At 62.5% G+C, this 21944-nt stretch carries 26 protein-coding genes; 13 read left to right on the top strand and 13 right to left on the bottom strand.

Annotated elements, in window-relative coordinates:
* Position 1 precedes the first annotated feature (1 nt).
* The 3 genes from N7E70_RS21335 (at position 2) to N7E70_RS21325 (ending at position 4663) form a co-directional block, all read left to right on the top strand.
* Positions 2-3115, top strand: coding sequence for a multidrug efflux RND transporter permease subunit (locus N7E70_RS21335; protein ID WP_263007542.1), 3114 nt, complete (start codon positions 2-4; stop codon positions 3113-3115).
* A gap of 58 nt (positions 3116-3173) precedes the next feature.
* Positions 3174-3707 (top strand): GNAT family N-acetyltransferase, encoded by a 534-nt coding sequence (locus N7E70_RS21330; RefSeq protein ID WP_263007541.1) that lies wholly within the window; start codon positions 3174-3176, stop codon positions 3705-3707.
* 419 nt (positions 3708-4126) lie between these two features.
* A complete protein-coding gene (locus N7E70_RS21325) occupies positions 4127-4663 on the top strand; it encodes a dihydrofolate reductase family protein (protein WP_263007540.1) in 537 nt (178 codons plus the stop codon).
* 67 nt (positions 4664-4730) lie between these two features.
* On the opposite strand, the gene N7E70_RS21320 is transcribed toward N7E70_RS21325, so the two are convergent.
* From N7E70_RS21320 to N7E70_RS21300, 5 genes are all read right to left on the bottom strand, one after another.
* Positions 4731-5030 carry a hypothetical protein gene (locus N7E70_RS21320; RefSeq protein ID WP_263007539.1) on the bottom strand — a complete coding sequence of 100 codons (300 nt, stop codon included), beginning with the start codon at positions 5028-5030 and terminating at the stop codon, positions 4731-4733.
* A gap of 146 nt (positions 5031-5176) precedes the next feature.
* A complete protein-coding gene (locus tag N7E70_RS21315; RefSeq protein WP_263007538.1) occupies positions 5177-5476 on the bottom strand; it encodes a DUF982 domain-containing protein in 300 nt (99 codons plus the stop codon).
* 2 nt (positions 5477-5478) lie between these two features.
* A complete protein-coding gene (locus tag N7E70_RS21310) occupies positions 5479-5925 on the bottom strand; it encodes an ETC complex I subunit (RefSeq protein WP_263007537.1) in 447 nt (148 codons plus the stop codon).
* A gap of 64 nt (positions 5926-5989) precedes the next feature.
* Positions 5990-6499 carry an Hsp20/alpha crystallin family protein gene (locus tag N7E70_RS21305; protein ID WP_154387325.1) on the bottom strand — a complete coding sequence of 170 codons (510 nt, stop codon included), beginning with the start codon at positions 6497-6499 and terminating at the stop codon, positions 5990-5992.
* Between the two features lie 98 nt (positions 6500-6597).
* Positions 6598-7065 carry an Hsp20 family protein gene (locus tag N7E70_RS21300; RefSeq protein ID WP_263007536.1) on the bottom strand — a complete coding sequence of 156 codons (468 nt, stop codon included), beginning with the start codon at positions 7063-7065 and terminating at the stop codon, positions 6598-6600.
* Between the two features lie 245 nt (positions 7066-7310).
* On the opposite strand from N7E70_RS21300, the gene N7E70_RS21295 reads away from it, so the two are divergent.
* A complete protein-coding gene (locus N7E70_RS21295; RefSeq protein ID WP_067966802.1) occupies positions 7311-7562 on the top strand; it encodes a hypothetical protein in 252 nt (83 codons plus the stop codon).
* On the opposite strand, the gene N7E70_RS21290 is transcribed toward N7E70_RS21295, so the two are convergent.
* Both N7E70_RS21290 and N7E70_RS21285 read right to left on the bottom strand, forming a co-directional pair.
* Positions 7556-7846, bottom strand: coding sequence for an usg protein (locus N7E70_RS21290; RefSeq protein ID WP_154387323.1), 291 nt, complete (start codon positions 7844-7846; stop codon positions 7556-7558). The two genes, N7E70_RS21295 and N7E70_RS21290, sit on opposite strands and share 7 nt — an antisense overlap.
* On the bottom strand, positions 7846-8193 hold the full coding sequence (locus N7E70_RS21285) for a hypothetical protein (protein WP_154387322.1): 348 nt from the start codon (positions 8191-8193) through the stop codon (positions 7846-7848). The genes N7E70_RS21290 and N7E70_RS21285 overlap by 1 nt, the downstream gene beginning before the upstream one ends.
* A gap of 332 nt (positions 8194-8525) precedes the next feature.
* Between N7E70_RS21285 and groES the strand changes: the two genes are divergently transcribed.
* The 5 genes from groES to N7E70_RS21260 all read left to right on the top strand — a co-directional run bounded on the left by groES (position 8526) and on the right by N7E70_RS21260 (position 11694).
* Positions 8526-8840 carry a co-chaperone GroES gene (gene groES, locus N7E70_RS21280; RefSeq protein WP_067966797.1) on the top strand — a complete coding sequence of 105 codons (315 nt, stop codon included), beginning with the start codon at positions 8526-8528 and terminating at the stop codon, positions 8838-8840.
* A gap of 34 nt (positions 8841-8874) precedes the next feature.
* Complete coding sequence (gene groL / locus N7E70_RS21275; RefSeq protein WP_067963576.1) at positions 8875-10503, top strand: chaperonin GroEL; 1629 nt, start codon at positions 8875-8877, stop codon at positions 10501-10503.
* A 71-nt stretch (positions 10504-10574) separates the two neighbouring features.
* A complete protein-coding gene (locus N7E70_RS21270) occupies positions 10575-10805 on the top strand; it encodes a hypothetical protein (protein ID WP_067963574.1) in 231 nt (76 codons plus the stop codon).
* A gap of 127 nt (positions 10806-10932) precedes the next feature.
* Positions 10933-11163, top strand: coding sequence for a hypothetical protein (locus N7E70_RS21265; protein ID WP_067963571.1), 231 nt, complete (start codon positions 10933-10935; stop codon positions 11161-11163).
* A gap of 57 nt (positions 11164-11220) precedes the next feature.
* Positions 11221-11694: a helix-turn-helix domain-containing protein gene (locus N7E70_RS21260; RefSeq protein WP_263007535.1), complete on the top strand. Its 474-nt coding sequence runs from the start codon at positions 11221-11223 to the stop codon at positions 11692-11694.
* Between the two features lie 433 nt (positions 11695-12127).
* Here N7E70_RS21260 and N7E70_RS21255 read toward each other — a convergent pair whose 3' ends face one another.
* From N7E70_RS21255 to N7E70_RS21235, 5 genes are read right to left on the bottom strand one after another with little or no spacing between them, the layout of a single operon-like run.
* A complete protein-coding gene (locus N7E70_RS21255; protein WP_067963562.1) occupies positions 12128-13165 on the bottom strand; it encodes an ABC transporter ATP-binding protein in 1038 nt (345 codons plus the stop codon).
* Positions 13162-14157 carry an ABC transporter ATP-binding protein gene (locus N7E70_RS21250; protein ID WP_263007534.1) on the bottom strand — a complete coding sequence of 332 codons (996 nt, stop codon included), beginning with the start codon at positions 14155-14157 and terminating at the stop codon, positions 13162-13164. The genes N7E70_RS21255 and N7E70_RS21250 overlap by 4 nt, the downstream gene beginning before the upstream one ends.
* A complete protein-coding gene (locus N7E70_RS21245; protein WP_263007533.1) occupies positions 14150-15058 on the bottom strand; it encodes an ABC transporter permease in 909 nt (302 codons plus the stop codon). The genes N7E70_RS21250 and N7E70_RS21245 overlap by 8 nt, the downstream gene beginning before the upstream one ends.
* The gene (locus N7E70_RS21240; RefSeq protein ID WP_067963553.1) at positions 15049-15984 is read right to left on the bottom strand and encodes an ABC transporter permease; all 936 of its coding nucleotides are present in this window, start codon (positions 15982-15984) and stop codon (positions 15049-15051) included. Before N7E70_RS21240 ends, N7E70_RS21245 begins: the two co-directional genes overlap by 10 nt.
* An 11-nt stretch (positions 15985-15995) precedes the next feature.
* Positions 15996-17573, bottom strand: coding sequence for a nickel ABC transporter substrate-binding protein (locus N7E70_RS21235; protein WP_263007532.1), 1578 nt, complete (start codon positions 17571-17573; stop codon positions 15996-15998).
* Between the two features lie 384 nt (positions 17574-17957).
* On the opposite strand from N7E70_RS21235, the gene N7E70_RS21230 reads away from it, so the two are divergent.
* From N7E70_RS21230 to N7E70_RS21215, 4 genes are all read left to right on the top strand, one after another.
* Positions 17958-18743 (top strand): aspartate/glutamate racemase family protein, encoded by a 786-nt coding sequence (locus N7E70_RS21230; protein ID WP_192317331.1) that lies wholly within the window; start codon positions 17958-17960, stop codon positions 18741-18743.
* Positions 18744-18745: 2 nt separating this feature from the next.
* On the top strand, positions 18746-19396 hold the full coding sequence (locus tag N7E70_RS21225; protein ID WP_263007531.1) for a flavin reductase family protein: 651 nt from the start codon (positions 18746-18748) through the stop codon (positions 19394-19396).
* A 251-nt stretch (positions 19397-19647) separates the two neighbouring features.
* The gene (locus N7E70_RS21220) at positions 19648-20253 is read left to right on the top strand and encodes a hypothetical protein (RefSeq protein WP_263007530.1); all 606 of its coding nucleotides are present in this window, start codon (positions 19648-19650) and stop codon (positions 20251-20253) included.
* Positions 20254-20418: 165 nt separating this feature from the next.
* On the top strand, positions 20419-20814 hold the full coding sequence (locus N7E70_RS21215; protein ID WP_263007529.1) for a helix-turn-helix transcriptional regulator: 396 nt from the start codon (positions 20419-20421) through the stop codon (positions 20812-20814).
* A 185-nt stretch (positions 20815-20999) separates the two neighbouring features.
* Here N7E70_RS21215 and N7E70_RS21210 read toward each other — a convergent pair whose 3' ends face one another.
* On the bottom strand, positions 21000-21914 hold the full coding sequence (locus tag N7E70_RS21210; protein WP_263007528.1) for a LysR family transcriptional regulator: 915 nt from the start codon (positions 21912-21914) through the stop codon (positions 21000-21002).
* Positions 21915-21944 lie beyond the last annotated feature (30 nt).

Genomic DNA, 21944 nt, shown 5'->3' with positions numbered 1-21944 from the left:
CATGCCCCAATTCTTCATCGACCGCCCCGTCTTCGCCTGGGTCATCGCCATCTTCATCACGATCGCCGGCATCGCCGCGATCCCGCAGATGCCTGTCTCGCGCTTTCCCGTGATCGCGCCGCCCAGCGTCAGCATCACTGCGAGCTATGTCGGCGCGAGCGCGCAGACCGTCACCGACAGCGTGACTGCCCCGATCGAGCGCGAGCTGTCGGCGGTCAAGAACGTCCTCTACTTCGAATCCTCGGCAGACGCTTCTGGCAACGCCAGCATTACGGTCACCTTCAAGCCGGGGAGCGACCCGGAGCTTGCTCAGGTGGACGTGCAGAACCGTTTGAAGTCGGTCGAGCCCCGCCTGCCTGAGCAGGTCCGGCGAGCCGGATTGTCAGTTGAAGCCGCATCTTCGGGCTTCCTCATGATCGTCTCTCTGCGGTCGGCCGACGGCGCGGTCGATCCTCTGGCTCTCGACGACTATCTCGCTCGCAGCCTTGCGCCGGAGCTGAAGCGCGTGCCGGGCGTCGGCCGCGTGCAGTCGTTCGGCTCGGAGGCAGCGATGCGCGTCTGGGTGGATCCCGCTCTGCTCGCATCCTACTCATTGTCGATGGCCGAGATCATCCAGGCCATCCAGGCGCAGAACATCCAGGTGGCTCCGGGAAGACTCGGAGAGGAGCCGGCTGTCCCCGGCCAGACGATCAGTGTGCCGCTCAGCGTCAGCGGCCAGCTCGAGACGCCGGAGCAGTTCGCAGCGGTGGTGCTGCGCTCAAATCCCGACGGATCGAAGCTGACGCTCGGCGACGTCGCCCGCATCGAGATCGGAGCCCAGTCCTCCGGTTTCTCGATCCTCGACGGCGGCAAGCGGGCGACGGCGGCGGCTATCCAGCTCGCGCCCGGCGCCAATGCCGTCAGCACGTCCGAAGGTGTGCGCGCGCGACTGGCCGAGCTGGCATCGTCGATGCCGTCCGGCGTCACCCACGCGGTCTCCTACGACTCCGCGCCCTTCGTGAAGGTCTCGATCGCCAAGGTCATTCAGACGTTGGTCGAAGCGATGGTGCTGGTGTTCCTCATAATGCTGCTCTTTCTCCAGAACATCCGCTACACGCTGATCCCGGCAATCGTCGCCCCGATCGCCCTGCTCGGCACCTTCGCCGTCATGTGGGGGATCGGCTATTCGATAAATGCGCTGACGATGTTCGGCATGGTGCTGGCCATCGGCATCATTGTCGACGATGCCATCGTCGTCGTCGAGAACGTCGAGCGGTTGATGGCGACCGAGGGGCTCTCCCCCCGGGAAGCCACGCGGCGTGCCATGCGCGAGATCACGGGCGCCGTCATCGGCATCACGCTTGTTCTCACAGCGGTGTTCCTGCCGATGGGCCTGGCGACAGGCTCGGTCGGTGCGATCTACCGCCAGTTCACGGTCTCGCTCGCTGTCTCGATCCTATTTTCCGCCTTCCTCGCGCTCAGCCTGACACCTGCGTTGTGCGCAACAATCCTTAAGCCGATAGCGCCGCACCACGAGCGCAAAGGGTTCTTCGCGTGGTTCAACCGCGGCTTCGACCGGCTGACGGCTCGCTACACGGCTTGGGTCGGTGCGCTGGTGAAGCGTGGCGCTCGGGTCATGCTGGTCTACGGCGCGATCGTCGGCGCTCTGGCCTTCGGCTACTCATCGCTGCCGACCGCCTTCGTGCCGGACGAAGACCAGGGAACGTTCATGACCTCCTTCACGCTTCCGGCCGACGCGACGGCTGAGCGCACGAAGGCAATCGTCCAAGGTTTTGACCGCCATGTAGCGACACGTCCTGACATCGAGAACAATTTGTCCATCATGGGATTCAGCTTTTCCGGATCTGGCGCGAACGCCGCCTTGGCGTTTTCCACACTGCGCGACTGGGGCGAACGGACGGGCAGCACCGACGCGGAAGTTCAGGCTGCGACCGTTGCGATGCAGGACGCGACGGAAGGGGAAGTCCTCGTCATGAAACCGCCCGCCATCGAGGAACTCGGGACCACGTCCGGCTTTGCGATGCGCCTTGTCGATCGCGGCGGCAACGGAGCCGGTGCACTGCAGAAAGCCGCCGACGAGCTCGTCAAGCTGGCGGCCGACAGCAAGCTCCTGCTGAACGTCCGCGTCGACGGACTTCCGAGTGGCCCTGGCGTTCACCTCAATATCGACCGTGCCAAGGCAGGCGCGCTGGGCGTCAGCTTCTCGACGATCAGCGACACGCTCGCTGCCGCGATGGGCTCGACCTACGTCAACGACTTCCCGCGTGCGGGCCGGCTTCAGCAGGTCATCATACAGGCCGAGGCCAAGGACCGGATGCAGGTGGAGGACGTACTCCGTCTTCACGTGCGTAACGACAAGGGCGGCATGGTTCCGCTAGCTGAAGTGGTCACGCCGGAATGGTCGGTCAGCCCTCTCCAGCTCAACCGCTACAACGGCTATCCCTCGCTGAGCATCTCTGGCGATGCCGCAACGGGCGTGTCGAGCGGTGCCGCGATGACCGAGATCGAGCGCCTGGCTTCGCAACTGCGGGGTGGCTACGGCGTGGAATGGACGGGGCAGTCGTTCCAGGAGCGCCAGGCCGGCACGCAGGCGCCGATCTTGGTCGCCTTCTCCTTCCTGGTGGTGTTCCTGGTGCTGGCTGCGCTTTACGAGAGCTGGGCCATCCCGCTGTCCGTCATGCTCGTCGTGCCATTGGGTATCATCGGAGCGGTCCTTGCGGTCCATCTGCGTGGCCTTGAGAACGACGTGTTCTTCAAAGTCGGCCTTATCACGCTGATCGGCCTTTCGGCCAAGAACGCGGTGCTGATTGTCGAGTTCGCACGCAAGCTCCGCGCGGAAGGTAGAAGCCTGCGCAACGCCGCCGTCGAGGCATCGCGTCTGCGCCTGCGCCCGATCGTAATGACCTCGCTCGCCTTCACGCTCGGCATCGTGCCTCTGGTCGTCGCCAAGGGCCCGAGCTCGGAGACGCAGAACGCGCTGGGCACCGGCCTCTTCGGTGGCATGATTTCGGCAACCGTCCTTGCCGTGCTTTTCGTGCCGGTGTTCTTCACGCTCGTCATGCGGCTGGCTGAACGAAAGACAGAAAACGGAGTTGCCGAGACCGGCACAACATGAAGGCCGCGAAAGGACCACTTTCTCAGCCATTTCTCGACATTTATTATGGAGAACTGCCATGACAACCGCGCCCGCACCGGGTCACGTGACGCTGGACATAGCAACCGAGGCAGATCTGCCGCGCTTCCGAAAGGATCTTCAGGACGCTTTCGCGGTCGCCGTCGTGGAAGCCTTCGGGTCGGTCGAGGATGGGCCGATCCCGTCCGACGACGACGTGGCTGCCTCCGTTGCGGCACCGAATGCCGTCGTCCACCGGATCCTTGAGGAGGGCCGATGGGTGGGCGGCGCAGTGGTGTCGATCGACACCGAGACGCAACGCAACTCGCTCGACTTCTTCTACGTGCGCACAGACCAACTTGGCCGCGGCATCGGCCGCAAGGCTTGGGCCGCCATCGAGGCGGCATACCCGGATACGAAAGTCTGGATCACCCACACGCCCTACTTCGAAAAGCGCAACATCCATTTCTACGTGAATGTCTGCGGCTTCCACATCGTGGAATATCATCACGCCGGCCACCCCGATCCGCACCGCCCACACGAGCCCGACCTGCCTGGCGACGACGGCATGTTCCAGTTCGAGAAGCGCCTTTGACCCATTGGCTCCAGCCGATGGCACACCCTCCTACCATACACACCGAGAGAACCTCCACACTCCCCGCTGCCAAAACTTGAGCAGCTAGTAAGGGGCCGATTGCAGACTGACCTGGTTTTGGGCCAACTCAAAGGACAACGACCCTTCGGCAAGCGGCCCACCTGCTGTCGCTTCGCGCTGACAAGCGAAACCTCCCAAGTCGCCGCACGGATCGCTCCCGCAAGCTTGTGGAGATGACCAAGCGCCATGCATTTGCCAAGGTTCGGCAGCCGAACGCGATCAAGGCTGGCGTAGACCGTGCTGTCCATCTCGGCCGTGCCGGAGATGGCCACCAAAGTTGCGAGGGTCAACGTTGCGCCGGCCGCGGTCACGCGGCAGGATGCAGCGAGGTCGAATGGCCCGTTTCAGGGAGCCTTTGCATGGCGTTCTTCTTCTTTGGCATGAACCAGTCCCTGGATGGCTTTGTCGATCACGATCGTTTCCCCTTCGCCCCGGGCCCAGGACTCTATCGCCGCTTTGTCGAGCAGACGGAGAAGCTCTCCGGCAGCCTTTATGGCCGCCGCCTCTATGAGACGATGCGCTACTGGGACGAGGACCAGCCCGGCTGGGATGCGGACAGGCGCGCCTTTGCGGCGGCGTGGCGCAAGAACCCGAAATGGGTGGTCTCCAGGACGTTGCAGACGGTCGGACCCAACGCAAGGCTGCTCGGCACGGAGACCGAGGCCGAAATCCGCCGGCTAAAAGTCGAGCTGGAGGGCGAGGTGGAGGTCGGCGGCCCTGAACTGGCGCGTTGCCTGACCGAATGGGGCCTGATCGACGAATACAGGATCTACCTGCACCCGGTCGTGCTCGGCCACGGCACGCCCTTTTTCGCCGGCCCCCGGCCGCCGCTGCGCCTGACCGGAACCGAGCGCTATGATGGCGACGTCATCCGGCTGAGTTATGTGCCGGCCTGATTGTGCCCCCGGCATGGCTCGAGCGGCGCGGTCCGGCGGGCAGGCGCGCGCAGCGGCACGTTTCGCTTCACCAGGCGTGACGCAGCACGCCCTTGCCTGAACAGGACCGCGTCACGTCGGAGAATTCGCCTTCGAAGCCTGCCGTCACCGACCAGCCGTTTTGCCATCTCGTCTCGACCGCAGCGCCGACCAGTGCGGCGTCGCGTGCCAACGTCTTGTCGGGCGATGTGATGGCCGTCAGAGCCGCATTGGCTGCACCCTTGCCATCCTCTGCAGAGGCGAGACCACCATTGGTGCCGGCGTCACCGGCCGGTGCGCTGCGCCCGGCGACGAACGGGTCGGTGAGCACGCCGAGGAACTGGTCCATGGCATAAGATGTCGCCTGCTGCGCGCCGGTGGCGGCCCCGGCGGAAAGCTGCGTAATCCGGCCGGCGTCAGGGCGCCAAACACCATCGGGATGCTGCCGGTGTTGTCGAAATAGGCGACGATGGCGTCGCCGACGTTTCTCGGAACTCAAACTGCGCGTTGGCGCGGCTGCTTTCGACCGACCTTCGGCAATGGCGACAATGGCTCGGCGCTGATCAAGACGCCGGCAATTCTTGCAAAGCTGACAAAGGCCTGTCGCGCCTGTTCGACGGACATCTGTCCGGCGATCGCCGCATTGCAGCTTCGCTCGGCGCAGGTGAACACCGGCCCCCGACGACCTGTCGGCCAGTGCTTCAGGAACATCATCGCATCCTGGACCGAGTCGATCTCGTGGACACCGCCGTTTGTTTCAACCTGCACCGGAGCCAAGAAGGTGAGTTTTGCCATTCTTACCTCCCTGTTTGTGGTTGTGTCCGGTGCCTCGATCTGCTTTTCCGTGGCTCGCGGGGAAGCGATCGAACATTTGCTCGAGGCCGTTCTGGTGGGGAATTCAGCACGGCGTAGGCTAGGTTTTGTCTTTCAGCGAAGGCTATGGCCGCTTCCAGGGTCGGAAATTCGAGCTCGACCTGGGTCAGCGTATCATCGCCTCCGGTGTAGCCCATCAAAGCGTCAATGAAGGGCGGCGTCCGCCGTTCAAACATCAGCCGCCACGATTGAGCCCCGCCGCGGGCCGAGGTCATGATGGAACGGCCAGGCCGGAAAATCCGCGCCGAAATTTGCCCGCTCAGTGGTGGCCGTTTGGCGGGAAACGTCAGCTGGTTCTTTGCCTTCGCCATCCGCCCGCAATTCGACCGGATGCGGTTCGTCTCCTTGTTTGGTGTCAGCCGCTCCGCCATCGACTCCTCCTCGTCTGAAGGATGCCGGCCGGGGGGCTTGGGCACCCGGCCGGTCAGTCAGCTGTCACTTGGTGGTATTGATTGTGATGCGCTTGGCGTTCGCCTGCGCCCTTTCCGTCTTGGGCAGGGTCACGGTGAGGACGCCGTTCTTGAATGCCGCCTCAACCTTGTCCTCCTCGACCTCGCGGCCGAGAGCAAGGCGCCGCTCGAAACGCCCGTAATAGCGTTCGCTGAACTGACGATCCTTGTCTTCGGTTTCCGATTTCTTCTCGCCGCGAAGTGTGAGAACACCGTCTTCAAGCAGAACCTCGACATCGTTCTCGTCAAGCCCGGGCATTTCCGCGACCACCCGGATTTCCTTGTCGTTCTCCGAGAATTCGACGCTTGGCCAGGTGCCATTGCGAGGCGTCATGCGGCCAAGAACCGACGGTGTGTCAAAGTCCCGGAACACCTCGTCAAACAGCCGATTGACGTTGCGATGCAGCGACATGAACGGATCCATGTCCTCACTGCGATTGATCGCCGGGGCCTGGTTGTTGCCACGGTTCCATGGGATCAGGTCACGTACACTCATTGCCTTTTTCCTTTCGTCTTTCTTGTTTGTCCTTTCTCGTTTGGTCGCGACGACACCCCACCCCAGATGGGGTGTCGCACTGGACGGTTCAGTTAAGATCATGCCGCTACGTTGCCTTCGATCCGCTTCGAGGCAGACTTCGTGTCAGCGCCGGCGTTGATCGCGATCCGTCGCGGCTTCATCTCCTCGGGAATTTCCTTCTTGAGGTCGATGATCAGCAGGCCGTTCTCGAGCTTGGCGCCCGTGACGCTGACATGGTCGGCGAGTTCGAAACGACGGTCAAAGGTCCTCATCGCCAGTCCATGGTGGAGATAAAAAACGTCGCCATTTTCCGTCTTCGAGCCGTTGATGACGAGCAGGTTTGGCTCATGGGTGATCGAAAGCTCGTCTTCTGCGAACCCAGCTACCGCAAGCGCGATGCGATAGGTGTCTTCACCGAGCTTGACGATGTCATAGGGCGGCCAATTGTCGGCCTGTGGGGAACTGGATTTTTCGAGCAGGTCGAAAATCCGGTCAAAGCCGATGCTCGACCTGTAGAAGGGAGAGAAGTCCATATTTGTTCTCATAGCTACATCCTCCTTGGAGCAACATAGGTACGAGGGCGCGCCAAGAAGCCTGGCGCTCCCTGACCGTGTCGACCCTTTGCAGCGGCCGACGGAATATGAGTTGGGAAGCGATTTGAGCGACGTCAAGGGGCGAGCCATCGAGCCGACATTTTGACGGCGTGGTGGTGGGTTCACAGGCTGGGGCCGCTGGAAAGCGCTCCGTCCAATGCCCATCTAGTCTGCTGGCAAAACGATGGAGTTAAGCGATGACCATGACGCGGGAAGACGTTGTCTCGGTCCTCGGGCCGGTGGACGATACGATGATTGCACAAGTGATCCTGTCCGGCGCTTCGCTCGCGGAACTCAGGGAGGCGTGGGGGTGGGCTTTCGGCGACGACGCGTTGATGGGGCAAGGCCGCCCTCTGCCCGGAACGCGGGTTGCGGCACTGATCGACTTGATTGAACCCGACGATGACGAGACAGAGGGCCCGGCTGCACCGGGCCCCGGTGCTCACTGAATCGTAAATACCCCATCCACTGCCTGCCACTCGGCAGGTTTGATCAGGCGGTGGTGGGCAACGCGCACGGAATGCAGCGCACCTTCAAGTTCCTGTTCCCAGTAGCTCAGGAAACCTCTCAGCGTTGGGAATTCCGGTGCGAGGTCGTATTCCTGCCAGACATAAAGTTGCAACAACCGCGGGTAATCAGGAAGGTGATAATGGATCTCCGCGGTCGTGAGGCCGTAACCCTCCATCTGGAGCCGGAATTCCCTGCTGACCACAAGCTTCTTCTCGGTCACCATCAAGCGTCCAATCTTTCCGGGCGTTCGCGGTTGCCGCTCTGGTCGAATTTGCAAGCGACGTCGGCGCGGATTTCATCGAGCCGGCGAAGCGCATCCATGACGGCATCGAAAGTCACCGGGGCCGCAATGCCTGGTGGCTTGCGCAGGGCCGGTATGGATTCGACCGCGCATGCATCCGATGCCCAGGAGGCAAGAATGGCGCGCTTTTCCTCAATGCCGAGTTGATCGTCCGTTATCACGTCGTCGGGATGGCTGAAGAACCGGGCCGGGAAAAGCAGACGGTCCAGTGACAGATCCGTGATTTCAGGGGCGGTCGAGGGGATAATCGTCGGGACAGTTCGTTCCATCGATGGTCCTCCGTTACAAAAATCTCCTTGCGTTGACGATCCGACGATGGTCCCAGGCGAACCACCGTCGGACAGAAAAATTTGGAGAATTCGAACGAAATTGCAAGCCCCCGCTTTCGCGGCTTCGCGGCGGATAGCTTCATGAATTCAGCGCGCTAGCACTCGGCAAACCCGAGCGCTGGAATTTTTGCAGCCACCTCTTGAAACTCAAAAACACCTCACCCAGATCGATTGCGCGCGATGCCGAAGAGGGTCGCGCACCCCGCGCCGGCACCGCTTCGGATGCGGCGCGGAGGAACCTCAAAAATCTGTTTGTCCATGAGGAGAACGACATGACGTTCCGTCCATTGCACGACCGTATTCTGGTCCGCCGCATCGAGGCCGAGGAAAAAACGGCCGGCGGCATCATCATCCCCGACACCGCCAAGGAAAAGCCGCAGGAAGGCGAGGTCATCGCCGTTGGTCCGGGCGCCCGCGACGACAGCGGCCAGTTGCTGTCGCTCGACGTCAAGGTTGGCGACCGCATCCTGTTCGGCAAATGGTCCGGCACCGAGATCAGGCTCAATGGAGAGGATCTCCTGATCATGAAGGAGTCCGACGTCATGGGCGTGATCGATGCCGCGGTCCAGGCGAAGAAGGCCGCCTGAGTGGAACCTGCCGTTTTGAGAAGGAGCAAGAAGAATGGCTGCTAAGGAAGTCAAATTCCACACCGAAGCCCGCGAGAAGATGCTGCGCGGTGTCGACATTCTCGCCAACGCTGTGAAGGTCACGCTCGGTCCCAAGGGCCGCAACGTCGTGATCGACAAGTCGTTCGGCGCCCCTCGCATCACCAAGGACGGCGTCAGCGTCGCCAAGGAGATCGAGCTGGAGGACAAATTCGAGAACATGGGCGCGCAAATGGTGCGCGAGGTCGCGTCCAAGACCAGCGACATCGCCGGCGACGGAACCACAACGGCGACCGTGCTTGCCCAGGCGATTGTCAAGGAAGGCGCCAAAGCTGTCGCTTCCGGAATGAACCCGATGGACCTGAAGCGTGGCATCGACAAGGCGGTCGACGCCGTGGTCGCAGAACTCAAGGTCAATGCGCGCAAGGTGACCAAGAACGACGAGATCGCCCAGGTGGGGACCATCTCGGCCAATGGTGACGCCGAAATCGGCCGATTCCTTGCCGAGGCCATGGAAAAGGTCGGCAACGAGGGTGTCATCACCGTCGAGGAGGCCAAGACCGCGGTGACCGAGCTCGAAGTCGTCGAGGGCATGCAATTCGATCGCGGTTATCTCAGCCCGTATTTCATCACCAACCAGGACAAGATGCGCGTCGAGCTCGACGAACCTTACGTGCTGATCCACGAAAAGAAGCTGTCCAACCTGCAGGCGCTGCTTCCGGTTCTGGAAGCGGTGGTCCAATCCGGCAAGCCGCTGCTGATCATCGCGGAGGACGTCGAGGGCGAGGCCCTTGCCACGCTCGTCGTCAACAAGCTGCGTGGCGGCCTCAAGGTCGTGGCCGTCAAGGCGCCTGGCTTCGGCGATCGCCGCAAGGCGATGCTGGAAGACATTGCTATTCTGACCGGCGGCACGGCGATCTCGGAAGATCTCGGCATCAAACTCGAGAATGTGACGCTGAACATGCTGGGCCGCGCGAAGAAGGTGGTCGTCGAGAAGGAAAACACCACCATCGTTGACGGCGCCGGCTCCAAGACCGAGATCCAGGGGCGTGTTGCCCAGATCAAGGCCCAGATCGAAGAGACCACTTCGGACTACGATCGTGAGAAGCTGCAGGAACGCCTCGCCAAGCTCGCCGGGGGCGTCGCCGTCATTCGCGTCGGCGGCTCGACCGAGGTCGAGGTGAAGGAGCGCAAGGATCGCGTCGATGACGCCATGCATGCCACCCGCGCCGCCGTCGAAGAAGGTGTGTTGCCGGGCGGCGGCGTTGCCTTGCTGCGCGCAGTGAAGGCGCTCGACAATGTCCAGGCCGACAATTCCGACCAGAAACACGGCATCGAGATCGTGCGCCGCGCCCTCGAAGCGCCGGTGCGACAGATTGCGGAAAACGCTGGCGCCGAAGGCTCGATCATCGTCGGCAAGCTGCGCGACAAGGTCGAGTTCGGCTATGGCTGGAACGCACAAACCAATGAGTTTGGCGACCTCTACACACAGGGCGTCATCGATCCGGTGAAGGTGGTGCGCACCGCACTTCAGGACGCGGCATCCGTCGCTGGCTTGCTGGTCACCACCGAGGCGATGGTGGCCGAGAAGCCGAAGAAGGACGCGCCGCTGCCGGCGATGCCCGGCGGTGGCATGGACTTCTAAGAGACAGACAGAGAGGCCGTGTCCGCGTCCATCGAGGCGCGGACACGGCTCCAGACGGACGGGTGATTGGCATGGATACGACCAACATCAACAAGATTGCGCCGCCGCAACGTGCGGCTACCGAACTCGATTATGAGGCCGATCTTAAAGTCGTGCTGGAGCCGGTGCTGACCGAGGTGCTCGACACGGCAGAATCTGCGGGCTGGGACCGGCGGAAGGCAGCGTACACGGTGATGTTTCTGGCTGCACGGCAGTTGTCAGCCGGAAAATCGACCCCGAAAACGGATGTTGGAAAGGGTTGAGAAAATGGAAGTGGCGCATGCCGGCAAATGAAAGGAACGGACAGTATCGTCCGTTCCAACCCGGTCAGACCCGATAGCCAGCCGGAGGCGTCGAAAGGAGGAACCTGGAGCTTCGGGGCGAAAAAGGATGACCATGAGTTCGTCGAGTTGTCTTGCCGCGCTTTCGGCAGTTGTTCTCGACATGACCCGGCAGTCCAGCCTGCGCGCGCCGCGCTACCGCAGCCTCTCGCTGGTTTTGCCGCGCGCCCTGCTGGCCCCGCTGGTCGCCGATCTCGACGCCTTGCATGGGCGCATCCTGCAGCGCTCGACCGCGCTCAACGCCATGCTGGCCTGCCATCTGCGCGCGCTTTACGACTAGGCCCCCGGGCTGGCTGCGAAGGACGCCGGTGCCGCCGCCCACGGCACGGCAGCCCTTGTGGCGGCCTTCGCCGGCGCCTCGGCCCAGGGCCGCGGGATGATCGAGCAGGCATCCGCCGGCACCTCGCTGCAGGCCGCGCGCCGGCTCATCGAGGCGAATGTGCCCGAACCCGACCTCGGGCCGGAATTTTTGTGCCAGCGGCTCGGCATGTCGCGGGCCAAGCTCTACCGGCTGTTCGAGCCGATCGGCGGCGTCGGCGCATATATCCAGCAACGGCGCCTGACGCGCGCCTACCACGCGCTGACCGACCCGGCCCAGGCGCATCTTTATGTCGGCATCATCGCGACAAGATGCGGCTTCGGCAGCGCCTCGGTCTTCAGCCGCGCCTTCCGCCAGGCCTTCGGCCAGTCCCCGACCGACCTGCGCGCCACCCATCACCACCCCGACGCCGACAACACCAACCACGCCGACGACAACGCGTTTACGAGCATGCGGCGGCAGTTGCTCGGGATGGGGGCGGCGCGGGGGTAGGGGGAGGCGGGGTGGGGCAGGGCTGGGGGCGATCTTGGGGCGCAAGGCTGATCGGGGAGCGCCAGTGCGCCGGAGCTCGCGCTAGGGGCTACAGGTAATCAAGGACTGGAGTGGAGCCGCTTCTTTCATGATTCAGGTCGTCGACCTCGAACGACTTGGCGACCGTGCTGTCAACCCCTTGCCGTGGCGTTTTGGACGGCGTGAGGTAGAGAGCCATCGTCTTGGATAGCGGTGTTCGCAGGCCCGATCCCAGCCGACTTCTCGTGCAGAACGGCTGCGTCAACTCGGGGATGTTCGTCCCGGGAACCGGCAGTGCGTTTACCGAGATAGGGAACCTCGAACGCACTGCCGGCTGACGCCTGGAGTTGGGATAACGCGGCGCGCCGGGAGTGGTAGCGCGCCGCGGAAAACCAGGCGTTTCTTTGCGACCGGGTCAGGAGGCCAAGGCATCAATGCGTGTTGCTGCAGCCTCCGCCTCCAGCAGAGCTGATCGCTTGCCGCGGTGGAGATCCTTGGCAAACACACAGGCCGCATCGTGCCCTGGGGACAGCTTCAACGCGGGTGGCACCTGCTGCTTGCAGTCCTCGACCGCCATGGGGCAGCGGGTTCGGAACCTGCAGCCGGACGGCGGATTGGTCGGGCTCGGCACCTCCCCCACCATCAACGGGACCTTGCGCTGTCTCTCGGCGATGGGATCGGCTTCGGGCACCGAGGCCAGCAGCATCTGCGAGTAGGGATGGCTCGGATGGTCGTAGAGCTCCTGCGACGGGCCATGCTCGACGATCTTGCCGAGATACATGACATAGACGCGCGTGGCCGCCTGCCTGACGAGTTCGAGGTCGTGGGCAATGAACAGGCAGGCGACGCCCAAATCCTTCTGCAATCGCAGGAACAGGTTCATCACCTGGGCGCGGATGGACAGATCCAGCGCGCTGACCGGCTCGTCGCAGATCAACACCCGTGGATTGACGGCAAGGGAACGAGCAATGGCAACGCGCTGGCGTTGGCCACCGGAGAGCTCGCGCGTGTGGCGATCCTTGACCGCATCCGCGAGGCCGACCTGGTCGAGAAGCTCCTTGGTGCGGCGGTCGCGATCGGCCCTGGATTTGAGCCCGTCGATCTGCAGGGCTTCGTCGATGGCTTCCCCGACCGTCTGGCGGTCATTGAGGGACGAATACGGATCCTGGAATACGTATTGCAGCGCCCTGCGGCTGTCGCGGAGAGCTGGGCCCGAAAGCGTGCTGAGGTCGACGCCATCGAGCAGCACACGTCCGGCGGTTGCCTTCTCGAGCCCGACGATGGTGCGCCCGAGCGTCGACTTGCCGCAGCCGGACTCGCCGACCAGGCCAACGATTTCACCCGGATAGAGTTCGATGGAAACATCGTCGACCGCGTGCACAAACTTGCCGCGCTGGACGCTCTTGAATCTGGTCTGCAGGTTTTCGACTTTGAGAACAGGTCCGTGTGTCATGCTGCTGCCCTTCCTTCATTGACGACGGGACAAGCGACAAAGACCGAACCGTCCGCCGAAGGCACCAAGGGAGGCCGGCTGGCCGTGCATGCGGGAACTGCAAAGTCGCAGCGCGGCGCAAATGCACAACCCTTGAGCGGAGCGCCGAGCGTCGGCGGAATGCCAGGTAGTCCACGGAAAAGCGAACCAATCGGGTCTTCCCGTTTCGGAATCGCGTTGATCAGGCCCCGTGTGTATGGATGGCGTGGCGTGACCAGAACCTTGTCCACCGGACCGCGTTCCGCTGCCCGTGCCGCATACATGACAACGATATTGTCGGCGGCACCTGCGACCACACCCATGTCGTGAGTGATCAGCACCATGGCCATGTTGAGCCGACGCTGCAGGTCCTTGAGCAGGCGCAGAATCTGGGCCTGAACCGTCACGTCGAGCGCGGTCGTCGGCTCGTCGGCGATCAGCAGCTTGGGTTCGCCCGCCAGCGCCGTGGCAATGACGATGCGTTGCCTGAGACCGCCCGACAACTCATGAGGATACTGGCGGAGCCGGGCAGCCGGATCGGAGATGCCGACGAGCTTGACGAGTTCCAGCGCGCGCGCCTCCGCCGCGCGCGGTGTCATAGCGAGGTGAAGCTCCGCCATCTCGGCAATCTGGCGACCGATGCGCCGCACCGGATTGAGGGCGCTCATCGGGTCCTGGAAGATGAAGCCGATGGATTTGCCGCGTAACTTGCGGATATCGGGTTCCGGCAATCCGATCAGTTCACGCCCGCCAAAGCGTACCGAACCGGACAGGCTCGTTGTCACGCCGGTGGGCATGAGACCGAGCGGAGCGAAATTCATCACCGTCTTGCCGCTGCCGCTTTCGCCGACGATGGCAAGGCACTCGCCCTGGCGGACCGTGTAGCTTACCCCGTCGACGGGACGCACGGCGGATTTTGCGGTCAACAGATCAACAGTCAGATTGCTGACGCTCAGAAGCGGTTCGTCATGCATCGGAATTCTCCTTGCCCCAGCCGGCGACTTCGATCCGCCGCGCGGCGAGCATGCGCCGCGTCAGCGGCTTCGGGATGCGATTGAGCGCGATGGACTCTCCGAGCGTGTTGAAGCCGATGACCGCAGCGGTCAGAGCCAGGCCAGGCAGGATCACCTGGCGCGGATCGGATTCGAGATAAGGCAATGCATCGACAAGCATCTGCCCCCATTCCGGCGTCGGCGGCTGGATGCCCAGACCAAGGAAGCTGAGCGTCGCGACGGCCAAAGCGGCCGTGCCGGCATCTGCTGTGGCATAGACCATGACCGCGCCGATGGTGCCGGGCAGCAGGTGGCCGAAGTAGATTCGCCAGGGGCTGGCGCCAAGCACACGCAGGGCCTCGATATGTGGCTTGCTCATGATGCTTACCGCAACCGCCCGGCTGATGCGACCGCTCATCGGCCACCATGCCAGCGCAAGTGCAAGCACCATGGTCCAGTAGCCGGGGCCGACAATACCAATGACCGCCAGCGCAACAATCAGGCTGGGGACCGACAGGCCCACGTCAACGACACGCATCAGCAGGTCATCGACCCAGCCACGGTGATAGCCGGCGATCGTGCCCATAAGGATGCCGATCGTCATTGCGATGATGAGGACCGAACCAACGCTGACCAGCGAAGTGTTCGCAGCGATGATCAGCCGACTGAGGGTGTCTCGGCCGAGATGGTCAGTGCCGAGCCAGTGAGCGGCACTTGGCCCGGCACTTCCCTCCAGCAGATTCTGCGCGCTGGGATCCTGAGGGGCGAGCCAGGGGGCAAAGGTCCCCAGCGCAACGAACAGGCCGATGACGACCAGGGCCGCGCGGGGGAACTTGTTCAGCCGGCCGAAAAGTGAATTGAGTTTGTTCATGATCAGCTCCATTGGCGCCGGATGCGGGGATCGGTCATCAGGACCGCAAGATCGACGATCAGGTTCACCACGATGAAGAAGGAGAGGAAGATCAGCAGGCATGCCTGCACGACCATGAAGTCGCGGAAGCGCACGCCTGCGAGGAAGTAGTCACCAACACCCTGCCAGGCAAAGAGCGGCTCGACGATGATCCCGGTGGCCGTCATCAACCCCACCTGGGTGCCAAGTGCATTGATGAAGACAGGCGTGATGTTTGGCAGCGCTTCGCGAAACAGGATGGCGGTGCGCCCCAGTCCCTTGCTCTTGGCCGTCAGCACGTAGGGGCTGGTCATGGCTTCCTCCAGTCCGACACGCACGACACGGCTGAGCACTGCCGCCGGCAGGACCGCAACCGTGAGCCAGGGCAGCACCCAGCTCGCGGGACCGTTGAAACCGAAGGACGGAAACAATTGGAAGGTGACGGAGAAGCCGTAGATCATCAACGCCCCGACGAAGAAGGTCGGTGTCGACGCCCCGATGAGGGCCAGACCGCGCGAAACGCGGTCTGGCAGTTTGTAGGGCCAGAAGGCCCCCAGGAAGCCGAGAAGCAGGCTGAGCAGGGTCGCAATCACAGCGCTGCCCGCGATAAGTGTCCCGGTGACCATCATGCGCTGTGGCAGATCCGCACTGACCGCCTGGCCCGTCCTGTAGGAGATGCCGAAATCTCCGCGGACCGCATCACCCAGCCAATCCACGTAGCGCATCAGCAGTGGCTTGTTCAGTCCTATCTCTTCGGCGACCTGAGCGACGTATCCCGGGACGGCAACCGCGCCGCGCAGCTCGGCAATCAGGACGGCAACGTTGCCCGGGGCTGAGACGACGAGCGTGAAGCAGACCACGGAAGCCAGAAACAACAGGACCAGGGAATGCTTCAGCCGCTTGCTGATGAAGTGGATCAAGGCACCCTCCCTTAGTCGGCCAGCACGATTTTTTCGTACGGCATGTCGTATTCGGTGACCGGGCTGGTGAAGCCCTGGACACGCTTGGAGTGCGCCCAGATGCTGGGAACGTAGACCAGCGGCGCGATCGCGTCGTTGTCATAGAGCCAGTCGTAGACCTTCTGGATCGTCGGCTCGATCTGATCCCCGCTCGCCGCCGTCGCTGCATTGATCAGCGGGTCCAGATTGACGGCGTCGGTGACCAGCTTGCCTTCGACGTCGTTCTTGAAGGTCGACAGGCAGAGCGCCACCACCGATCCGAACGGATCATAGGGAGCGCCATAGGTCAGGAAGAAGCCGAGATCATACTTCTTCTCCAGCATGTCGGTGTGCTTTGACGCATGGTCGACCGATCGGACGACGAGGTCGACGCCGATCTCCTTCATCTCCGACTGGATCACCTCGGCGATCAGGCGAGAGCCGGGAATGGCATCGGGGCTGACGACCATTTCGAGCGTCAGCGGCTTGCCATCCTTGGAGCGGACGGGACTGCCCGTCCAGCCGGCCTTGTCAAGCAGGGCCGAGGCGGCAGCCACGTCGCGGACGGGAGCGTCGTGCTGCTTGCCGGCATAGGGCAGGGCCGACGAAAACAGGTTGCCCGCCGGCTTCGCATAGCCATGGTAGAGAGCTTGGGAAATAGCCGCGCGGTCGATGCCGATGCTGATCGCCTTGCGGACCTGCTGGTCCTTCAGCGCCTCGGCACGATCGGGATTGAAGGCCATCACCAGCGAGACGTTGCCCGGGTCGATGACGACGTTGAAGCCTGCCGCGTCGAGCTGCTTGCCTTCCTCCGGCGTCAATGGCGCGATCCAGAAACCGCCGATCAGGTCGATCTCGCCGGCGCGCAGTGCCGCGACCCGTGACCGTGGATCCGGGATGACCTTGGCTTCGAGCCGCTCGTAGGACGGCATTTCGCCCCAATAGCCTTCGTGGTGCTCGAAGACGCTCTGGGTGTCGTCGGCACTGACCTGGCGCCATGGTCCGGTGCCAACCGGCTCGCCGAACTTGCCGTCGGCGCCGACGGACTTCGGGCTCAGGAAGCGAACGGGACGCGTGTAGGAGAGCTCCTGCATGAGCGCGAGGACCGGCTCCTTGAAATGGAGGGTGACGTGATAGTCGTCGACCACTTCGAGGGACTCGAAATACTTGGAGCAGTTCATCCAGCTGAACTGTTCCTTGCCCAGCCAGCGATCGAGGTTCCACTTGCACGATGCGGCGTCGAACACCGTACCGTCCTGGAAGGTTACGCCCTGCCGAAGCGTGAGATGAAGCGTCTTGCCGCCATCTTCGATCTTCCAGTCGGTCGCAAGGCACGGCTCGATCTGGCCGCCCTTGCCGTACTTCACCAAGGGCTCGAACATCAGGTCCTGGATCGCCCAGATGGCGTAGTGGCTCTGCGGATCGAGATTGCCGGCGGGCTTGGCAATGGCGACACGGAGCGTGCCGGCGGCTCCCTCGGCATACGCGATCCTGGCGAATGCGGCCTCGGCCATGACCAGCCCTACGGCCGCAGTCGATACCTGCAAAAATGAACGTCTATTCAATGACATTGGGTAGCTCCTCTCTTTGATGGTCGTTCCCTGGCGCCTTGAAACTTCCGCTACGGAAATTTAGCGCTCACTTGTATAGACATATCATTCTAGGCATGTATACAATCTTTCGTCAACATCGTATTTTTCGAAAGGAAGTTTCGCGAACGGCATGATCGACGGAGGAGAGCTGAGCTGGTCACTGAGACGCGGTAGATGGTGCTCCGAGAGGCCTGGAACCCTCCAGGCAACGGTGAAGCTTTGCCGAAAAGGCAAGCTTTGGCTCGCCGGCAACCCCGCGGACAGAATTGGCCGTCAGCCATGCAAGCATTTCGGAGGCGAACTATCGCGCTCCGTTGAGAATCCATTGATGTCAAAATATTGTATACAATATTGGAGAAGCGAATGCGAATTAAGCTGATAAATCCCAATACCACAGCTTCGATGACCGAGCTTATGGGCGAAGCTGCGCGTGCAGTCGCAGCACCAGGCACCGAAGTTGTTCTCGCGACATCTCGGTCCGGCGCAGCATCGATCGAAGGGCACTATGACGAAGCCTTAAGCGTCCTGGGCACCATCGATGAGATACTCGAAGGGGATGCCGCCGACGCGTATGTGATCGGCTGCTTCGGCGATCCGGGGCTGCTCGCAGCCAGGGAGATCACCGCAGCTCCGGTCATTGGCATTGCGGAAGCGGCTATGCATGCGGCAGCATTTGTCGCCACCAGCTTCTCCATCGTCACGACACTCGAACGCACCCGCGTCATCTCCGAACAGCTGGTGCGCAACTACGGCATGCAGGGCTATTGTCGGCGCGTCCGGGCCACCGATGTCCCCGTGCTGGAGCTTGAAAAGCCCGGGTCCAGCGCTCGCGCAATCATCCTGGGCGAGTGCGAGGAAGCGCTGCGTGATGATCGCTCGGAAGCAATCGTTCTCGGCTGCGCCGGCATGGCGGACCTGGCGAAATACCTGGAAGAACGGCTCGGCATTCCGGTGATCGACGGCGTGGCTGCTGCAATCAAGTTTGCCGAAGCAATTGTGGGGATGCGGCTGCGCACGTCCAAGGTTGGCGATTTGGCATATCCGCTGCCAAAACCCTACCTAGGCAAGCTCTCTGGCTATGCGCCAGCAAAACTGTTTCCAGCCAATGAGCGTGAGCGCACCGCCTATTTAGCGATCCAGCGGAGCTGATCATGGATTTCGATTTCGCAGAACTGCCCGAGAACGACCGCTACCGTCTGCTCTCCAACTTCGTCGGTCCGCGCCCCATCGCGCTGGTCACCACCGTCGACGAGCACGGCTGCAACAATGCCGCGCCGATGAGCTTCTTCAACGTCTTCTCGCACGAGCCTCCGCTGCTCATCCTCGGCATGCAGACCCGTCCCGACGGCACCGCCAAGGACACTGTCGCCAACATCAGGCGCTCGGGCGAGTTCGTCGTTCACATGGTCGACATGGCGATCGCCAACGAGATGATCGTCACCGGCATCAACTTCCCTAGCGACGTCGACGAGATCGAGTTCGCCGGTCTGACCAGCACGCCGTCGGTCAAGGTCGCAGCACCCCGCATCCAGGAATCGCCTTGCGCCATGGAATGTAAGGTGTTGCAGATCCTCGACTATGGCCGTCGCACCATCGTCATCGGCGAGGTCGTGCAGATGTATGTCCGCGACGAATGCATGGACGAGCGCGGCCGCTATGTCCGGCCGGAGGTCTACCAGCCAATCGCGCGCCTGCATGCCGACAACTACATCGTCGCCGAAAACCAGTTCGTATTGAAGCGTCCGACCGAGCTTCTCCATCATGAGGGGGCCGCCGGCTATTTCGCAGCTACAATGAGGTAGGCAAAATAGACACCTGAGGGTCACAGAACCAAGGCCCAATGCTGGTATAAAACGATGTCCGAAATTGGCGAAACCGCGATCTCCAAGGCGGTTGCCGGTAGTGTCCGCACTCAGGCACGGGCAGATCTGACTTCAATGATTGCCATGGTGCGCGAAGCTGCCAGCGATGGCGGTGGTCTTCATTCAAGACGGCATGTGCTCAGGAAGCGACCGGACTCTGCGTCTGGCTCAACAGCAGACCGAGCGCCTTCATGACCGTCATGATGGTTGCGAAGACCCCGTCTCTGCTCGGGGGGCGTCAAATCCACGAACTTCCGCCGCAAGCACCGGTTGTGCTAGAGGGAGGCATCCGGGCGTCCTGCCATATGTTCGATCCCACGGAGGTTCAGTTGGTCTTTGCCCCTGATGTCGCCGAATGTGCGTGCGGAACACTCGAGGCGTTTTCGCGGGAGCCGTCGATCCCCATCGTCTTCGATGCCGAGCTCAACGAGTATCACATCGTTGGAGCCGCCGGAGAGAAGGTCATGATCCATCACTGCATCTCCTGCGGCGGCCGGGCGCCGGCCTCGCGCAGGCCAGAGCTGTTCATGCATGTGAGCCTGGAAGAGATGGAAAGGCTGAGGCAGGTGACGCAGGGTCTGAAGACGCTGGACGATGTCATAAAGGCGTTCGGGCCGCCTGATGTCGACCAGCCGGGCGGATACAGCCACACCGAAGCGGCCGGTCCCGGCCCGCGCCGAACCACCTGGCACAGGCAGATGATTTTTGGTGCCGTGTCGGACACGGCCAATCTCCACGTCGCCATAGACCTGGACGACAAGGTTCAATTCAGCTTCGTGCCGAAGGCGCGCGACTGATCAAGGTCGCCCGGCGCCAAGCTAATGGTGCGCCGAACCGGCCCACCGGAGCAGGGCCGGCATTCCACTCGGTTTTCGGGGCGTGGCGGTCAGTACCTTGCCGCTACTTCTTCTTCGGCCTCAACACCCGCGGGCCGATATTGTCGTAAACCTGTTGTGCCGGAAATGCGCCGGCTCATCGAGGCGAATGTGCCCGAGCCCGATCTCGGGCCGGAATTTCTGTGCCAGCGGCTCGGCATGTCGCGGGCCAAGCTCTACCGGCTGTTCGAGCCGATCGGCGGCGTCGGCGCATATATCCAGCAACGGCGTCTGACGCGCGCCTACCACGCGCTGACCGACCCGGCCCAGGCGCATCTTAATGTCGGCATCATCGCGACAAGATGCGGCTTCGGCAGCGCCTCGGTCTTCAGCCGCGCCTTCCGCCAGGCTTTCGGCCTGTCCCCGACCGACCTGCGCGCCACCCATCACCACCCCGACGCCGACAACACCAACCACGCCGACGACAACGCGTTTACGAGCATGCGGCGGCAGTTGCTGGGGATGGGGGCAGGGCGGGGGTAGGGGGAGGCGGGATCGGGCAGGGCTGGGCAGGCCGTCAAAATCAAAGCAATCGGGTTGGAGCCGGCGGAAGACACCGCCCACAGGCCGTCACTTCCGCTTGAGCAGTCTGGATCACGAACGGCCGCTGTCTGGACTACGTCCCGCGACCGCAAGCGTCCGCAATCAGGCGCGGAGCGGAACGGCGCTTATACAGCCGTGCTTCGGCCTTTTGAGCCGAGTTCCCGTGCTAGCTCAACGAATGCTCTGTGCGCCGCGGATGGATTGCGTCGTCCCGGGTAATAGATGCAGAGCTCGTCGGAAGGCGGCATCCATTCCTTCAGAACGCTGATCAAGCGCCCTGCCGCAATATCCTCGCGCACGTCACGCTCCATTACGTAGCCCAGCGCCACGCCTGCAAGCACTGTGCCGCGGGACAGGCTTGCCTCATCCAAAGTCATCGGTCCGTCCACATCGATCAATAGCGGTTCCCCATCCTTCTCGAAGCGCCAGCGAAAGAGCGCGCCATTCGGCAGCCGGATACGGATGCACCGATGTTGAAGGAGGTCAGTCGGTGTGGAAGGCGTGCCATGGCTTTTGAAATAGTCGGGCGAGCCTATGACCACATTTCGCTGCGGCCGACCCAGCGAGATCGCAATCATGTCACTCGGCACGAGGGTGGCGCGACGCACGCCCAGGTCGAAGCCTTCCGCGACGATGTCCAGGAGCTGTCCCTCTGTGACCAGATCGATATGGACCTGCGGGTAACGCCTGACGAACTCCAGGAGCAGGGGTGAAAGGATTTCTCGCGCGGCCGTGGCATAGGAATTGATGCGGAGCGTTCCCGTGGGGTTTGCCTGCTTTGAGCGTGCTGCATCCATGGCATCGTGGATGTCCTGCAACGCCGGACGGACGCTCTCGACAAACAGGCGACCGGCATCCGACAGAGATACGCTGCGGGTGGTTCTATTGAACAAGCGAACGCCGAGATGGGTCTCCAGCTTGCCGACGGCATTGCTAAGGGCAGTCGTCGACATCCCCAGTTCAAGCGCCGCGCCGCGGAAAGAGGATCTGCGAGCAACGGCTACGACAGCTTCCAGATCGTGAAGGCCAGGCCTCGTCATTATCCCACTTACCGCAATTCGACATCCATG

Source organism: Aminobacter sp. NyZ550 (assembly GCF_025628925.2).
In the GTDB taxonomy this organism is placed as follows: Bacteria; Pseudomonadota; Alphaproteobacteria; order Rhizobiales; family Rhizobiaceae; genus Aminobacter; species Aminobacter ciceronei.
Note: the sequence above shows the minus strand (reverse complement) of the source record. Positions and strands in the feature narration are given on the sequence as shown.

Coding starts and splice junctions, on each gene's coding strand:
- N7E70_RS21335 (WP_263007542.1), top strand. CDS start 2: ATGCCCCAATTCTTCATCGACCGCCCCGTCTTCGCCTGGGTCATCGCC.
- N7E70_RS21330 (WP_263007541.1), top strand. CDS start 3,174: ATGACAACCGCGCCCGCACCGGGTCACGTGACGCTGGACATAGCAACC.
- N7E70_RS21325 (WP_263007540.1), top strand. CDS start 4,127: ATGGCGTTCTTCTTCTTTGGCATGAACCAGTCCCTGGATGGCTTTGTC.
- N7E70_RS21320 (WP_263007539.1), bottom strand. CDS start 5,030: ATGGACCAGTTCCTCGGCGTGCTCACCGACCCGTTCGTCGCCGGGCGC.
- N7E70_RS21315 (WP_263007538.1), bottom strand. CDS start 5,476: ATGGCAAAACTCACCTTCTTGGCTCCGGTGCAGGTTGAAACAAACGGC.
- N7E70_RS21310 (WP_263007537.1), bottom strand. CDS start 5,925: ATGGCGGAGCGGCTGACACCAAACAAGGAGACGAACCGCATCCGGTCG.
- N7E70_RS21305 (WP_154387325.1), bottom strand. CDS start 6,499: ATGAGTGTACGTGACCTGATCCCATGGAACCGTGGCAACAACCAGGCC.
- N7E70_RS21300 (WP_263007536.1), bottom strand. CDS start 7,065: ATGAGAACAAATATGGACTTCTCTCCCTTCTACAGGTCGAGCATCGGC.
- N7E70_RS21295 (WP_067966802.1), top strand. CDS start 7,311: ATGACCATGACGCGGGAAGACGTTGTCTCGGTCCTCGGGCCGGTGGAC.
- N7E70_RS21290 (WP_154387323.1), bottom strand. CDS start 7,846: ATGGTGACCGAGAAGAAGCTTGTGGTCAGCAGGGAATTCCGGCTCCAG.
- N7E70_RS21285 (WP_154387322.1), bottom strand. CDS start 8,193: ATGGAACGAACTGTCCCGACGATTATCCCCTCGACCGCCCCTGAAATC.
- groES (WP_067966797.1), top strand. CDS start 8,526: ATGACGTTCCGTCCATTGCACGACCGTATTCTGGTCCGCCGCATCGAG.
- groL (WP_067963576.1), top strand. CDS start 8,875: ATGGCTGCTAAGGAAGTCAAATTCCACACCGAAGCCCGCGAGAAGATG.
- N7E70_RS21270 (WP_067963574.1), top strand. CDS start 10,575: ATGGATACGACCAACATCAACAAGATTGCGCCGCCGCAACGTGCGGCT.
- N7E70_RS21265 (WP_067963571.1), top strand. CDS start 10,933: ATGACCATGAGTTCGTCGAGTTGTCTTGCCGCGCTTTCGGCAGTTGTT.
- N7E70_RS21255 (WP_067963562.1), bottom strand. CDS start 13,165: ATGACACACGGACCTGTTCTCAAAGTCGAAAACCTGCAGACCAGATTC.
- N7E70_RS21250 (WP_263007534.1), bottom strand. CDS start 14,157: ATGCATGACGAACCGCTTCTGAGCGTCAGCAATCTGACTGTTGATCTG.
- N7E70_RS21245 (WP_263007533.1), bottom strand. CDS start 15,058: ATGGAGCTGATCATGAACAAACTCAATTCACTTTTCGGCCGGCTGAAC.
- N7E70_RS21235 (WP_263007532.1), bottom strand. CDS start 17,573: ATGTCATTGAATAGACGTTCATTTTTGCAGGTATCGACTGCGGCCGTA.
- N7E70_RS21230 (WP_192317331.1), top strand. CDS start 17,958: ATGCGAATTAAGCTGATAAATCCCAATACCACAGCTTCGATGACCGAG.
- N7E70_RS21225 (WP_263007531.1), top strand. CDS start 18,746: ATGGATTTCGATTTCGCAGAACTGCCCGAGAACGACCGCTACCGTCTG.
- N7E70_RS21220 (WP_263007530.1), top strand. CDS start 19,648: ATGACCGTCATGATGGTTGCGAAGACCCCGTCTCTGCTCGGGGGGCGT.
- N7E70_RS21215 (WP_263007529.1), top strand. CDS start 20,419: ATGCGCCGGCTCATCGAGGCGAATGTGCCCGAGCCCGATCTCGGGCCG.
- N7E70_RS21210 (WP_263007528.1), bottom strand. CDS start 21,914: ATGACGAGGCCTGGCCTTCACGATCTGGAAGCTGTCGTAGCCGTTGCT.